The sequence below is a fragment of the Serratia proteamaculans genome (genome assembly GCF_004684015.1).
Lineage (GTDB): Bacteria > Pseudomonadota > Gammaproteobacteria > Enterobacterales > Enterobacteriaceae > Serratia > Serratia proteamaculans_F.
In genome coordinates this window covers 417,199-431,946 of record NZ_SRIA01000004.1, presented here as the reverse complement: position 1 = coordinate 431,946, position 14,748 = coordinate 417,199, and the positions used below count along the sequence as shown (strand labels likewise).

At 58.9% G+C, this 14,748-nt stretch carries 11 protein-coding genes and 1 riboswitch; of the genes, 10 read left to right on the top strand and 1 reads right to left on the bottom strand.

Annotated features, from left to right (window positions below; all coding sequences use genetic code 11):
* Positions 1 to 52 precede the first annotated feature (52 nt).
* The 7 genes from sgrR to ilvN all read left to right on the top strand — a co-directional run bounded on the left by sgrR (position 53) and on the right by ilvN (position 7,483).
* Positions 53 to 1,714: an HTH-type transcriptional regulator SgrR gene (sgrR, locus tag E5C26_RS03580; RefSeq protein WP_135315089.1), complete on the top strand. Its 1,662-nt coding sequence runs from the start codon at positions 53 to 55 to the stop codon at positions 1,712 to 1,714.
* A 37-nt stretch (positions 1,715 to 1,751) separates the two neighbouring features.
* Positions 1,752 to 1,857, top strand: a riboswitch (TPP riboswitch).
* Between the two features lie 58 nt (positions 1,858 to 1,915).
* On the top strand, positions 1,916 to 2,902 hold the full coding sequence (gene thiB, locus E5C26_RS03575; protein WP_135315088.1) for a thiamine ABC transporter substrate binding subunit: 987 nt from the start codon (positions 1,916 to 1,918) through the stop codon (positions 2,900 to 2,902).
* The gene (gene thiP, locus E5C26_RS03570; protein ID WP_135315087.1) at positions 2,878 to 4,485 is read left to right on the top strand and encodes a thiamine/thiamine pyrophosphate ABC transporter permease ThiP; all 1,608 of its coding nucleotides are present in this window, start codon (positions 2,878 to 2,880) and stop codon (positions 4,483 to 4,485) included. The genes thiB and thiP overlap by 25 nt, the downstream gene beginning before the upstream one ends.
* Positions 4,472 to 5,176, top strand: coding sequence for a thiamine ABC transporter ATP-binding protein ThiQ (gene thiQ, locus E5C26_RS03565; protein WP_135315086.1), 705 nt, complete (start codon positions 4,472 to 4,474; stop codon positions 5,174 to 5,176). Before thiP ends, thiQ begins: the two co-directional genes overlap by 14 nt.
* A gap of 87 nt (positions 5,177 to 5,263) precedes the next feature.
* The gene (gene ivbL, locus E5C26_RS03560) at positions 5,264 to 5,380 is read left to right on the top strand and encodes an ilvB operon leader peptide IvbL (RefSeq protein WP_208295193.1); all 117 of its coding nucleotides are present in this window, start codon (positions 5,264 to 5,266) and stop codon (positions 5,378 to 5,380) included.
* 111 nt (positions 5,381 to 5,491) lie between these two features.
* Positions 5,492 to 7,186 carry an acetolactate synthase large subunit gene (ilvB, locus tag E5C26_RS03555; RefSeq protein WP_135315085.1) on the top strand — a complete coding sequence of 565 codons (1,695 nt, stop codon included), beginning with the start codon at positions 5,492 to 5,494 and terminating at the stop codon, positions 7,184 to 7,186.
* A 3-nt stretch (positions 7,187 to 7,189) separates the two neighbouring features.
* Entirely contained in the window at positions 7,190 to 7,483 is a 294-nt protein-coding gene (gene ilvN / locus E5C26_RS03550; RefSeq protein ID WP_099063098.1) for an acetolactate synthase small subunit, read from the top strand.
* Positions 7,484 to 7,510: 27 nt separating this feature from the next.
* On the opposite strand, the gene E5C26_RS03545 is transcribed toward ilvN, so the two are convergent.
* The gene (locus tag E5C26_RS03545; RefSeq protein WP_135315084.1) at positions 7,511 to 8,281 is read right to left on the bottom strand and encodes a DedA family protein; all 771 of its coding nucleotides are present in this window, start codon (positions 8,279 to 8,281) and stop codon (positions 7,511 to 7,513) included.
* Between the two features lie 184 nt (positions 8,282 to 8,465).
* On the opposite strand from E5C26_RS03545, the gene E5C26_RS03540 reads away from it, so the two are divergent.
* The 3 genes from E5C26_RS03540 (at position 8,466) to rluA (ending at position 14,710) form a co-directional block, all read left to right on the top strand.
* Entirely contained in the window at positions 8,466 to 10,829 is a 2,364-nt protein-coding gene (locus E5C26_RS03540) for a DNA polymerase II (RefSeq protein WP_167796603.1), read from the top strand.
* 266 nt (positions 10,830 to 11,095) lie between these two features.
* Positions 11,096 to 14,002, top strand: a complete 2,907-nt coding sequence (gene rapA / locus E5C26_RS03535) for an RNA polymerase-associated protein RapA (protein WP_135315082.1) — start codon at positions 11,096 to 11,098, stop codon at positions 14,000 to 14,002.
* Positions 14,003 to 14,059: 57 nt separating this feature from the next.
* Positions 14,060 to 14,710, top strand: coding sequence for a bifunctional tRNA pseudouridine(32) synthase/23S rRNA pseudouridine(746) synthase RluA (rluA, locus tag E5C26_RS03530; RefSeq protein ID WP_135315081.1), 651 nt, complete (start codon positions 14,060 to 14,062; stop codon positions 14,708 to 14,710).
* Positions 14,711 to 14,748: the final 38 nt, after the last annotated feature.

Genomic DNA, 14,748 nt, shown 5'->3' with positions numbered 1-14,748 from the left:
GTAATATAGGGAAAGATAAATTGATGGGTTGATGCCGGAGCGTTCCTCTTTTATGTCCACCTCCAGATTGCAACAGCAGTTCATTCGCCTGTGGCAGCGCTGCCACGGCGAGCCGACCGAAACCACCCTGCAGGAGCTGGCCGAAGTGCTCAGCTGTTCGCGCCGCCATGTGCGTTCGCTACTTGGTGCCATGCAGCACCAGGGCTGGCTGACCTGGCAGGCCGAGTCCGGGCGCGGCAAGCGTTCGCGTCTCACCTTTCACTACACCGGTCTGGCACTGCAACAGCAACGAGCGGAGGAGTTGCTGGAGCAAGACCGCATCGATCAACTGGTGCAACTGGTCGGCGATAAAAACGTCGTGCGCCAGATGTTGCTGTCCCAACTGGGACGCAGCTTCCGTCAGGGGAAACACATCCTGCGGGTACTCTACTATCGCCAGTTGTATAACCTGCTGCCCGGTTCGGCACTACGACGCTCGGAAACCCATCTGGCACGGCAGATTTTCAGCGGCCTGACGCGCATAAATGAGGAAAACGGGGAACTGGAGTCCGACCTTTCACATCACTGGCAAGCTTTAACCCCGCTGCACTGGCGTTTTTATCTACGTCCGGCAATTCATTTTCACCATGGGCGCGAACTGGAAATGGAGGATGTCATCAGTTCGCTTAGCCGTTTGATGCCGCAGCCGTTGTTTTCCCATATTGAACGCGTGACCTCACCGACGCCTTACGTGATCGATGTGCATCTGCACAGTCCCGATTACTGGCTGCCGTGGCTGCTGGGCAGCGTGCCCGCGATGATCCTGCCGCGCGAATGGCAGAGCCTGCCGGAGTTTTCGCGCCACCCGGTGGGTACCGGGCCGTATAGCGTGGTACGCAACCACCGCAGCCAGATGAAAATCCACGCCTTTGACGATTACTTTGGCTACCGCGCGCTGATCGATGAGGTGAATATCTGGGTACTGCCGGAAGTGACCGAAGAACTGGTGCACTCCGGCGTCCAACTACAGGCCGACGACACCGGTAAAAACGAACTGGAAAGCCGACTGGAAGAAGGCTGTTATTTTCTGCTGTTCGATCAGCGTTCGCCAGTGGCGGCCGATCCGGCCATTCGCAGTTGGCTGTGCGAGTTGATCAACCCCATTGCGCTGCTGAGCAATGCCGGGCCGGTTTATCAACGCTACTGGTCACCGGCCTACGGCCTTCTGCCGCGCTGGCATCACAACCGCGCCCTGGCGCAACTACCCAAACCGGACGGGCTGACCGAACTGACGTTGACTTACTACAGCGAGCACTCGGAGTTCCACGCCATTCAGTTGGCGATCGAACCCCTGCTGGCGCAGCAGGGGATCAAGCTGAAGATCCAAGTCGTAGATTACGACACCTGGCATAAGGGCGAGGCCAGCAGTGATTTGTGGCTCGGCAGCGCCAACTTCTATCTGCCGCTGGAATTCTCGCTGTTCGCTACATTGTACGAATTGCCGCTAATGCAGCACTGCATGAATGAAGATCTCGCTGAAGATGCCGCGCAGTGGCGTGCCAATAGCCTGCCGCTGGCCGATTTTTGCCAACGCCTGGTCAGCCATCATCAGTTACACCCGCTGTTCCACCACTGGTTGCAACTGCATGGTCAGCGCAGCATGCGCGGCGTGCGGATGAATACCCTCGGCTGGTTTGATTTTAAATCCGCCTGGTTTGCGCCGCCGGAAGCATAAGCGCCTTTCACCGACGCCCGTTAGTCTTTACAATGGCGCCGTCTCAACGGGGTGCAAAATGCGGCGTGCCGATTTTGCTGAGAACAAACCCGTCGAACCTGATCCGGTCAATACCGGCGGAGGGATTTGAGCCCAGCGAACCGGCAGCCGCCGCTCGCCCCCTCAGATACCCTTGCCCCCCTAAATTTTCAGGAGTGCAAAGTGGTTAAGAAAAGCCTGCCCTTATTACTGTTGTTGTGCGCTGCACCGGTGTTCGCCAAGCCACTGCTGACGGTCTACACCTATGATTCCTTCGCTGCCGACTGGGGCCCCGGCCCGGCGGTCAAAAAAGCCTTTGAAGCCCAGTGCGACTGTGAGCTGAAGTTTGTCGCGCTGGAAGACGGCGTTTCGCTGCTTAACCGCCTGCGTATGGAAGGGAAAAACAGCGCCGCTGACGTGGTGCTGGGGCTGGACAACAACCTGCTGCAGGCCGCGCAACAGACCGGTTTATTCGCACCAAGCGACGTCGACAGCACCAAGCTCAGCGTCCCCGGTGGCTGGCAGGATAAAACCTTCGTGCCTTATGACTACGGCTATTTTGCCTTCGTTTACAACAAAGAAAAGCTGAAGAACCCGCCCAAAAGCCTGCAGGAACTGGTCGACAGCGACCAGAACTGGAAGGTGATTTATGAAGATCCGCGTACCAGCACGCCGGGCCTCGGCCTGCTGTTGTGGATGCAGAAAGTCTATGGCGACAAGGCTCCCGAAGCCTGGCAAAAGCTGGCAAAGAAAACCGTCACCGTGACCAAGGGCTGGAGCGAAGCTTACGGCCTGTTCCTGAAAGGCGAAGGCGATCTGGTACTCAGCTACACCACCTCTCCGGCCTACCATCTGATTGAAGAAAAGAAAGACAGCTACGCCGCCGCCAACTTCAGTGAAGGCCACTACCTGCAGGTCGAGGTAGCCGGTAAACTCAAGGCCAGCAAACAGCCGGCGTTGGCGGAGCGCTTTATGCAATTTATGGTGACCCCGGCGTTCCAGAACAGCATTCCCACCGGCAACTGGATGTATCCGGTGATCAAAACCCAGCTGCCGGCCGGGTTTGAGCAAATGACCGTACCGCAGACCGCGTTGCAATACAGCGCTGAAGACGTGGCCAAACAACGCGGCAACTGGATCCGGGCATGGCAAACCGCCGTCAGCCACTGATCCCACGCTGGCTATGGCCGGGGCTGCTGGCTTCCGGTCTGATCCTGACCATCGCCGTACTGGCGATGGGTTCGCTGTGGCGGCACGCGCCCGAAAGCGACTGGCAGGGTCTGTGGCAGGACAGCTACCTGTGGCATGTGGTGCGTTTCACCTTCTGGCAGGCGTTGCTGTCGGCACTGATCTCGGTGCTGCCCGCTATCCTGCTGGCACGATCGCTGTTCCGCCGCCGTTTCCCTGGCCGCCAGTTACTGCTGCGGCTGTGCGCCATGACGCTGGTGCTGCCGGTGCTGGTGGCGGTGTTCGGCCTGCTCAGCGTTTATGGCCGACAGGGCTGGCTGGCCGCAATATGCGGTTGGCTCGGCATTAACTACAGTTTCTCCCCCTATGGCCTGCAGGGCATTCTGCTGGCTCACATGTTCTTCAACCTGCCGCTGGCGACCCGCCTGCTGTTACAGGCGCTGGAAAATATCCCGGTCGAACAACGCCAACTGGCGGCGCAGCTTGGTATGAACGGGCGGCAGCAGTTCCGCTTTGTCGAGTGGCCGGCACTACGCCGCCAGATCCTGCCGAGCGGCGCGCTGATCTTTATGCTGTGCTTTGCCAGCTTCGCCACCGTGTTGTCGCTGGGCGGCGGGCCGCAGGCCACCACCATCGAACTGGCGATCTACCAGGCGCTCAGCTATGACTACGATCTCAGCCGCGCCGCGCTGCTGGCACTGATCCAACTGGCCTGCTGTCTGGGGCTGGTGGTGCTAAGCCAGCGGTTAAGCCAGGCGTTACCGGTCGGCAACACCCACGCCCACATCTGGCGCAATCCGGAAGACAGCCTGTGGCGCCGCATCAGCGATTTTTTGCTGATCGCTGCCGCCCTGTTACTGCTGCTGCCTCCACTGTTGGCGGTGATTGCCGACGGAGCCAACCAGGCCCTGGTCAGCGTGCTGCAACAGCCGGTGCTGTGGCAGGCGTTATTCACTTCATTGCGTATTGCCCTCGGGGCCGGTGTTCTGTGCGTAATACTGACCATGATGCTGTTGTGGAGCAGCCGTGAGCTGAAGTTGCAACAGCGGCTGCGCTGGGGCCAGCGACTTGAGCTGAGCGGCATGGTGATCCTGGCGATGCCGGGCATCGTGCTGGCGACCGGTTTTTTCCTGCTGTTGAGCGACACCGTCGGGCTGCCGCAGTCGCCGTATGCGCTGGTGATCCTCACCAATGCACTGATGGCGGTGCCCTACGCGCTGAAAGTGCTGGAAAACCCGATGCGCGACCTGGCCGAACGCTACAACCCACTGTGCCTGTCGCTGGATATCCACGGCTGGCAGCGACTGCGGCTGATCGAACTGAAAGCATTGCGCCGCCCACTGGCCCAGGCGCTGGCCTTCGCCTGCGTGCTGTCGATTGGCGATTTCGGCGTCGTCGCCCTGTTTGGCAACGAACACTTCCGCACTCTGCCTTACTACCTGTATCAACAGATCGGTGCCTATCGCAGCAATGATGGCGCGGTCACCGCCCTGTTGTTGCTACTGTTGTGTTTCCTGCTGTTTACCCTGATCGAACGCTTACCGGGCCGCCATGATAGAGCTTGAAAAACTGACCTACCTGTATGAACACCTGCCGATGCGCTTTGACCTGCGCATTGCGCCGGGCGAACGTGTCGCGGTGCTTGGCCCCAGCGGTGCGGGCAAAAGCACGCTGCTCAGCCTGATTGCCGGGTTCCTGCCGGCTGCCAGCGGCAGGTTGCGGCTCGACGGCAGTGACCACACCGCCACGCCACCGGCCAAACGTCCGGTCTCGATGCTGTTTCAGGAAAACAACCTGTTTGCTCACCTGACGGTAGAACAGAATATCGGGCTGGGTCTGGATCCGGGGCTGCGGCTCAATGAGCAGCAAAAGCTGCAGTTGGCGCAGATTGCCCGCCAGGTGGGGTTGGAAGAGCATCTGCCGCGTCTGCCGTCTCAGCTCTCTGGTGGCCAGCGCCAGCGTGCCGCGCTGGCGCGCTGTCTGATCCGCCAGCGGCCGATCCTGCTGCTCGACGAACCTTTTTCGGCGCTCGATCCGGCATTACGCAATGAGATGCTGCAACTGCTGCAGGAGGTGTGCGACCAACGTAACCTGACGCTGCTGATGGTATCGCACAATCTGGATGACGCCGCGCGTATCGCCCCACGTACCCTGCTGGTGGTCGATGGGCGCATCTTTTACGATGGTCCAACGCAGGCGCTGCTGGACGGCAGCGCACCGGAAGCCAGAGTGCTCGGCATTTCACACAAAGCGTGATCTGCAGCGCGTTTTTTATGCTGCGCAAATAAACCTGTTGTGCGAATTTTGCGCCTGTGGTTTTATAAAATCCTGACTTTTTTACTGATGATAAGGTTCCCTGTGATCGCATCCTCGCTGACTTCGACCCTACTAGTTACCGCGCTACCAGCCGCGGTGATGGTCGTCGTGCGTGTGGTGGTGGTCGTCGGCAATGCGCCGTAGGGTCCGAATCAACGCATCGATTCCCAAACCCCGCCGGCGCAAACCGGGCGGGGTTTTTAGTTTCAGCCCCCTGCCCAGAAAAGCGAACCGGCCTTGAGAAAGGATAGGAACATGGCAATTTCGGGCACGCCACAGCAAGGCAACAGCTTCACCGGCGCACAGTTGATCGTCCACCTGTTAGAACGTCAGGGCATCACCACCGTTGCCGGCATTCCCGGCGGCGCTGCGCTGCCGCTGTATGACGCACTGAGCCAAAGCACCCGCATTCATCACGTACTGGCACGCCACGAACAGGGCGCGGGCTTTATGGCGCAGGGTATGGCACGCGCCAATGGCAAGGCGGCGGTGTGCATCGCCTCCAGCGGGCCGGGTGCCACCAACCTGGTCACCGCCATCGCCGACGCCAAGCTCGATTCCATCCCGCTGGTGTGTATCACCGGCCAGGTGCCCTCTTCAATGATTGGTACCGACGCCTTCCAGGAAGTCGACACCTACGGCATCTCGATTCCCATCACCAAGCACAACCATTTGGTACGCGACATCCGTGAACTGCCGCAGGTGATCTGCGACGCCTTCCGTATCGCCGAATCCGGCCGCCCTGGCCCAGTGTGGATCGACGTGCCAAAAGACGTGCAAACCGCGGTGATCACTCTGGATGAGCTGCCGCCGATCGCCATTCCCGACGCAGCACCGGCCTTTGAAGCCTCGGCCGTAACCCAGGCCGCCGCGATGATCAACCAGGCCAAACGCCCGGTGCTGTATCTGGGTGGCGGCATCATCTGCGCCAATGCTTACCAACAGGCGATTGAGCTGGCGGAACGCGCCAACCTGCCAACCACCATGACGCTGATGGCGTTGGGTGCGATGCCGGTGCAGCATCCGCTGTCACTGGGTATGCTGGGAATGCATGCGGCACGCAGCACCAACTTTATTCTGCAAGAGGCCGATCTGCTGATCGTCCTGGGCGCCCGCTTTGACGACAGGGCGATTGGCAAAACCGAACAGTTCTGCCCGAACGCCGCCATCATCCACGTGGATATCGACCGTGCCGAACTGGGCAAGGTGAAACAGGCCAACATTGCCATTCACGCCGACGTTGGCCAGGTATTACAGCAGTTGTTACCACAGATTGAGGCACAGCCGCGCAGCGAGTGGCTGGACACCGTCAACGGCCTGAAGCGCGAGTTCCCGTTCAACATGCCGGATGCCGAAGATCCGCTGAGTCATTACGGGTTGGTGCTGGCTGCTGCGCGCTGCGTGGATGAAAACGCCATCATCACCACCGACGTGGGCCAGCATCAGATGTGGGTGGCGCAGGCCTATCCGCTGAGCCGTCCGCGTCAATGGCTGACCTCCGGTGGATTGGGCACCATGGGCTTCGGTCTGCCGGCGGCGATAGGTGCAGCCCTGGCCGAACCACAGCGCAAGGTGCTGTGTTTTTCCGGTGACGGCAGCCTGATGATGAACATTCAGGAAATGGCCACCGCCGTCGAGCATGATCTGGACGTGAAAATCATCCTGATGAATAACCAGGCGTTGGGGCTGGTGCATCAGCAGCAAACGCTGTTCTACCAGCAGCGCATCTTTGCCGCCGCCTATCCCAAGCGCACCGACTTTATCAAGATTGCCGCCGGTTTCGGGCTGGACACCTGTGATTTGAACGCCGCAGAAGATCCGCAAGCCGCGCTGGCCGAGGCGATCCAACGGCCTGGTCCTTGTCTGATCCACGCGCTGATTGATATCAATGAAAAAGTCTTCCCAATGGTGCCGCCGGGTGCCGCCAACATCGACATGATTGGAGAATAAGCCATGTCAGAACAACACAATAATCCACAGGTGATCCTGGAACTGACGGTACGTAACCATCCCGGCGTGATGTCGCACGTGTGCGGTCTGTTTGCCCGCCGTGCCTTCAACGTAGAGGGTATTTTGTGTCTGCCGCTGAAAGACGGCAAACAGAGCCGTATCTGGCTATTGGTGGCGGACGATCAACGGCTGATGCAGATGATTAGCCAGGTAGAAAAACTCGAAGATGTACTGCAGGTAAAACGCCACAGCGAGGACGTGCGGGTGTTCGAACAGTTGGAGGCCTTCTTCCAGTAATGCACAGAGGGGCGTTACGCCCCCTTGTTACTGCCCTGCCAGCACCTTCCAAAGTAAATGCCGGTAAACCGGCATCAGCGGCTGTTGGGACAGGTAATAAAAGGTGCCGATCGCCAGGAACCAGCTCAGCACGCAGGCTATCCGCAGCCGCAGCGGCGACAACAAGTTGCTCAAGCGGTCATTGCTGCGTTTACCTTCACGCCACCAGCGCCAGCTCAGCCAAGCGGCCAGCCAAATCAGCATCGCCACCGCAAACAACAGCCATTTGAATAAGGCGCTGTTGGCGCTGGCAGGAATGTCGATGGCCACGCCGGCTAGAATGCCCGGGAAGAAATAGACCGGTGGCCAGGTAATACAGCCGATAATGTTCGGCAATGCGAATTTGTACGGCGGTAAGTCCAGCATCCCGGCCACCATTGGCACCAGCGGGCGCGTCGGGCCGATAAACCGACCAATCAGAATGGTCGCCATACTGTGCTGATGGAGCGCATGCTCGGTCTTGTCGAGCATCGCCTTGTTCTTTTTCAGGAACGACCAGCGGTGCAACGGCCCCTTGAATGCGCGACCGATAAAGTAGGAGATCCAGTCCCCCAGCAGGCAACCGACGATGCCCGCCGCCCAGGCGTAATAGAAGTCGACCTGACCACTGCCGATCAGCGCGCCGATGCTGGCCATCATCACCGTACCGGGCAGCAACAGCCCTACCAGCGCCAGTGATTCCAGAAACGCGACGAACATGACGACCATCAGAGTGAAAGCCAAAGACTGGGTAATCAAATGCTGTAAATAGGCTTCCATTAAACCTCTGTTGGTTATCCAAAGCGCGTGGGCGTGGGATTGTCAGGTGCGACCGGGAACGAGTCAACCGGTGAATTGTATGCGTTTTTGGCAGAACTGTGCGGCAATGGACAATCACTGTATAAAAACCCATACTATAATTTATCTATTCCCCCCTTTAGCTTAGCTTGTCAGGAACTGCGTGATGTCACTCCAACAGGGTTTCTTGCTCACCCGCCACTGGCGTGATACGCCCGCCGGCACCGAAGTAGAGTTTTGGCTGGCGACCGAGAACGGCCCGCAGCAACTTCGCCTGGCACCGCAGACTTCGGTCGCCTTTATCCCGGCCGAACAGCGCCAACGCGCCGAGCTGTTGCTGCGGGAAGAGCGGCAATGGGAGCTTAAACCGCTACCGCTGACCGATTTTCATCATCGCCCGGTGCTGGGGCTGTATTGCCGCCAGCACCGTCAGTTGATCAAACTGGAAAGGCTATTGAAAGACGGTGGCGTCAATCTCTACGAGGCCGATATCCGCCCGCCGGAACGCTACCTGATGGAGCGCTTTATCACCGCACCGGTGTGGTTCAGCGGCCAGGCCAACGGCAATGGCCCGTTGATCAACGGCCAGATGAAACCGGCACCGGAATACCGCCCAACCTTGAAACTGGTCTCGCTGGACATTGAAACCACCGCCCACGGCGAGCTGTACTCAATTGCACTGGAAGGTTGCGGTCAGCGCCAGGTCTATATGCTCGGGCCGGCCAACGGTGGCAATGAACCGCTGGATTTTGACCTGGAGTACTGCGTCAGCCGCCCGCAAATGCTGGAACGGCTGAATCAGTGGCTGGAGCGGCACGATCCCGACGCCATCATTGGCTGGAATCTGGTGCAGTTCGATTTACGGGTACTGCAAAAACACGCTGAACGTTACCAAATTCCGCTAAAACTGGGTCGCGGTGGCAATCTGCTCGAATGGCGTGAACACGGTTTCAAGCAGAATCACTTTTTCGCCTCCGCTGCCGGGCGGTTGATTATCGACGGTATCGAGGCGCTCAAATCCGCCACCTGGAACTTCCCTTCTTTCAGCCTCGAGCATGTGTCGCAGACGCTGTTGGGAGAAGGCAAGTCGATCGACAATCCCTACCAACGCATGGCGGAAATCGATCGGCGCTTTGCCGAAGATAAACCGGCGCTGGCGCGTTACAACCTGAAGGACTGTGAGCTGGTAACCCGAATCTTTGCCAAGACCGATCTGCTGACCTTCCTGCTCGAACGCGCCACGGTGACCGGGCTGGCGGCCGATCGCAGCGGCGGTTCGGTGGCCGCTTTCAGCAATCTGTATATGCCGCGTATGCACCGACTGGGTTTTGTCGCGCCCAACCTTGGCGAGCAGCCGGAAGAACACAGCCCCGGCGGCTTTGTGATGGATTCACAGCCCGGCCTGTATGACTCGGTACTGGTGCTCGATTACAAGAGCCTGTACCCGTCGATCATCCGGACCTTCCTGATCGACCCGGTCGGGCTGGTGGAAGGCATGCAACACCCCGGCGATGCCGATTCGGTGCCAGGTTTCCGTAATGCCCGTTTCTCACGCAACAAACACTGCCTGCCGGCGATCGTCGAGCAGATCTGGCAGGGCCGCGAAGCGGCTAAACGACAGCAAAACAAAGCCTTATCCCAGGCCTTGAAGATCATCATGAACGCGCTGTACGGCGTATTGGGATCGAGCGGCTGCCGCTTTTTCGATCCCCGGCTGGCCTCGTCGATCACCCTGCGTGGTCATGAGATCATGCGTCAGACGCGCGAACTGATTGAGGCTCAGGGTTATCAGGTGATCTACGGCGATACCGACTCCACCTTCGTCTGGCTCAAACAGCCGCATAACGAGCAGCAGGCGGCGCAAATAGGCCGGAAATTGGTCGAACAGGTGAACCAATGGTGGCAACAGCATTTACAGCAACAGTACGGGCTTGAAAATGCGCTGGAACTGGAGTTCGAAACCCATTACTCACGTTTCCTGATGCCCACCATTCGCGGTGCCGAACAGGGCAGTAAAAAACGTTATGCCGGGCTGATCGCAAGATCGGACGGCAGTGAAGAGATGGTGTACAAGGGGCTGGAAACGGTGCGTACCGACTGGACACCGCTGGCGCAGCAGTTCCAGCAACAGCTCTACCAACGCATTTTCAAACGCCAGCCGTATCAAGATTTTGTGCGTGAATACGTTAGCCAAACGCTTAACGGCGATTTCGACGATCGGCTGGTCTATCGCAAGCGCCTGCGCAGAAAGCTGGACGAATATCAACGTAACGTCCCGCCACATGTCCGCGCAGCCCGCATCGCCGACGACTATAATCGTCAGCAGGGGCGACCGCTGCAATACCAGAACGGCGGCTGGATCAGCTATGTGATGACCGTGGCCGGGCCGGAGCCGCTGGAAACCCAGCAGTCGGCGATTGATTATCCCCATTATCTGGAGCGCCAGTTGGAACCGGTGGCTGACGCCATACTGCCATTTTTGCATGACGATTTTACTACGCTGGTGACCGGGCAGATGGGCCTGTTTTAGCATTCAGCCCGCCCTGCGGGCGTTGGCGAAGGGTTAAGAAAATTCATCGGGTTTTGCAGGTGACGAACGCGCCGCCTTCCATTACCATAGCGCCCTTCCCAAATTCTGGACCACACTCCACCCATGCCGTCTCACGATGTATGCATGGGATGAATAGCTATTGCCCGCCATATTAAAATAAATCGGGATTAGCAGACGTTTGATACGGGTGCCGCGGCCCTCTCGCCCGGTAACAAGACTTACTTAAAGAATCGAGCCGACAATATATGCCTTTTACACTTGGTCAACGCTGGATCAGCGACACGGAAAGCGAATTAGGATTGGGAACCGTCGTAGCGCTGGATACGCGCATGATTACCCTGCTTTTCCCCGCCACCGGCGAAAACCGCCTGTATGCCAGAAATGACTCGCCAATCACCCGCGTGATGTTCAACCCGGGTGACACCATCAGCAACCACGAAGGCTGGGAGCTGCAGGTGGAAGAGGTCAAAGAGGAAAACGGCCTGCTGACCTATATCGGCACCCGCCTGGATACTCAGGAAAGCGGTGTGGCCATGCGTGAAGTGCTGCTGGACAGCAAACTGACCTTCAGCAAGCCGCAGGACCGTCTGTTTGCCGGCCAGATCGACCGTATGGACCGTTTCGCCCTGCGTTTCCGTGCGCGTAAATACCAGAGCGAGCAGTATCGTCTGCCGTTTGCCGGCCTGCGCGGCATGCGCGCCAGCCTGATCCCGCATCAGTTACACATCGCCTATGAAGTCGGCCAGCGCCATGCGCCACGCGTACTGTTGGCAGATGAGGTGGGTTTGGGTAAAACCATCGAAGCCGGGATGATCATTCACCAGCAATTGCTGGCAGGCCGCGCCGAGCGCGTCCTGATCGTGGTGCCGGAAACCCTGCAGCACCAGTGGCTGGTCGAAATGATGCGCCGCTTCAACCTGTATTTCTCGCTGTTCGACGACAGCCGTTACTCCGAGGCCAAACTCGACAGCAGCAACCCGTTTGAAACCGAACAGTTGGTGATCTGCTCGCTGGACTTCGTCCGTCGCAACAAGCTGCGTCTGGAAGAACTGGCCGATGCCCAGTGGGACCTGCTGGTGGTCGATGAAGCCCACCACCTGGCCTGGAGCGAAGAGGCACCCAGCCGCGAGTACCAGGTCATCGAGCAACTGGCTGAGCACATTCCCGGCGTGCTGCTGCTGACCGCCACCCCGGAACAGCTCGGCCAACAAAGCCACTTCGCCCGCTTGCGCCTGCTGGATCCGAACCGTTTCCACGACTACCAGGACTTTGTCGCCGAACAGCAGAAATATCGCCCGGTGGCCGATGCCGTCACCCTGCTGCTGAGCGGTGAACGCCTGGCCGATGACAAGCTGAACCTGCTGGGCGAGTTGATCGACGAGCAGGACATCGAACCGCTGCTGAAAGCCGCCAACAGCGACGGCGACAACAGTGAGCAGGCGCGTCAGGAACTGGTCACCATGCTGATGGACCGCCACGGCACCAGCCGCGTGCTGTTCCGTAACACCCGTAACGGCGTCAAAGGCTTCCCGCACCGTTTCCTGCACCAGATCAAACTGCCGTTGCCGACCCAGTACCAGACCGCGATTAAAGTGTCCGGCATCATGGGCGCGAAGAAAACCGTTGAGGCGCGCGCGCGCGATATGCTGTACCCGGAGCAAATCTATCAGGAATTCGAAGGCGAGAACGCTACCTGGTGGAACTTCGATCCGCGCGTTGAGTGGCTGCTGAATTACCTGGTGGCCAACCGCCACGAGAAAGTACTGGTGATCTGCGCCCACGCCGCCACCGCGCTGCAGCTTGAACAAGTGCTGCGTGAACGTGAAGCGATCCGCGCCGCCGTATTCCACGAAGGCCTGTCGATTATCGAACGCGACCGTGCCGCCGCCTACTTCGCCTCTGAAGAAGATGGCGCCCAGGTGCTGCTGTGCTCGGAGATCGGCTCAGAAGGCCGCAACTTCCAGTTCGCCAGCCACCTGGTGATGTTCGATCTGCCGTTCAACCCGGATCTGCTGGAACAGCGTATCGGCCGTCTGGACCGTATCGGCCAGATGCATGACATTCAAATCATGGTTCCTTATCTGGAAAACACCGCTCAGGCGGTGCTGGGCCGTTGGTTCCACGAAGGGCTGGATGCCTTCGAGCATACCTGCCCGACCGGCCGTACCATTTATGACAGCGGCTACGAGCAACTGATTGGCTTCCTGGCAGCACCGACCGAGCAGGAAGGGCTGGATGAATTCATTCACCACTGCCGTCAGCAGCACGACCACCTGAAAGTGCAACTGGAGCAGGGCCGTGACCGCCTGCTGGAAATGCACTCCAACGGCGGCGAGAAAGCGCAGGCGCTGGCAGAGGCCATCGCCAATCAGGACAACGACGTCAATCTGGTGGGCTTTGCGCTTAACCTGTTCGATATCGTCGGCATCAACCAGGACGATCGCAGCGACAACCTGATAGTCCTGACGCCATCCGACCACATGCTGGTGCCGGACTTCCCGGGCCTGCCGCAGGACGGTTGTACCGTGACCTTCGATCGCGAGCAGGCGCTGTCGCGTGAAGATGCGCAGTTCGTCAGTTGGGAACACCCGATTATTCGCAACGGCCTGGATCTGATCCTGTCCGGCGATACCGGTAGCTGTGCAGTTTCCCTGTTGAAAAACAAAGCGCTGCCGGTCGGTACCCTGCTGGTCGAACTGGTCTACGTGGTTGAGGCGCAGGCACCGAAGCACCTGCAACTGACCCGCTTCCTGCCACCGACGCCAATCCGCATGCTGATGGATCGCAAAGGCACCAATCTGGCGGCAGCGGTTGAATTCGAAAGCTTCAACCGTCAACTAAATGCGGTCAACCGTCACACCTCCAGCAAGCTGGTCAATGCGGTGCAACAGGATGTGCACACGATGCTGCAACAGGCGGAAAGCCTGGTTGAAGAGCAGGCCCGCGCGCTGATCGAACAGGCGAAACAGGAAGCAGATGACAAGCTGAGCACCGAGCTGGCGCGTCTGGAAGCCCTGAAGGCGGTCAACCCGAACATCCGTGATGACGAAGTCGAAGCGCTGGAGTTCAACCGCAAGCAGGTACTGGTTAACCTCAATGAAGCAGGATGGCGTCTGGATGCGATCCGTCTGGTCGTTGTGACCCACCAGTAATCTGTGCGACGGGGAACTGCGGTTCCCCGTATCGTCACTTTCAGCGGAGCCAACAAGATGGAACCCTACAATCCCCCGCAAGGCCCGATGCATATTCTGTATCAGGATGAGCACATTATGGTGGTCAACAAACCGAGTGGCCTGTTGTCGGTACCCGGCCGCGCCCCGGAAAATAAAGACAGCCTGATGACGCGCATCCTGGCGGAGCACCCGGCGGCAGAATCGGTGCATCGCCTGGATATGGCGACCAGCGGTGTGATTGTGGTGGCACTGAACAAGGCGGCGGAGCGTGAGCTTAAGCGCCAGTTCCGCGATCGCGAGCCAAAGAAGTCTTATATCGCCCGCGTATCGGGCCATCTGGAGCACGATGAAGGCCTGGTGGATTTACCGCTGATTTGTGACTGGCCGAACCGGCCGTTGCAGAAGGTGTGTTTCGAGACGGGCAAAGCGGCACAAACCGAGTATCTGGTGTTGTCACGCGACACCGATGGCAGCACGCGGGTAAAACTCATGCCGATTACCGGCCGCTCACATCAGTTACGTGTGCATATGCTGGCGTTGGGCCACCCGATCCTCGGTGACGGTTTCTACGCCCCGCCGGAAGTCAAAGCCATGGCGCCCAGGTTACAGCTGCATGCCCAGGAACTGCGGATTACCCACCCGGCGTTCCAGACGCCTATGCACTTTCGCGCCGAACCGGATTTCTGAAAACGGGCCCAGCATGCTGGGCCCCTATCGGGCATTCA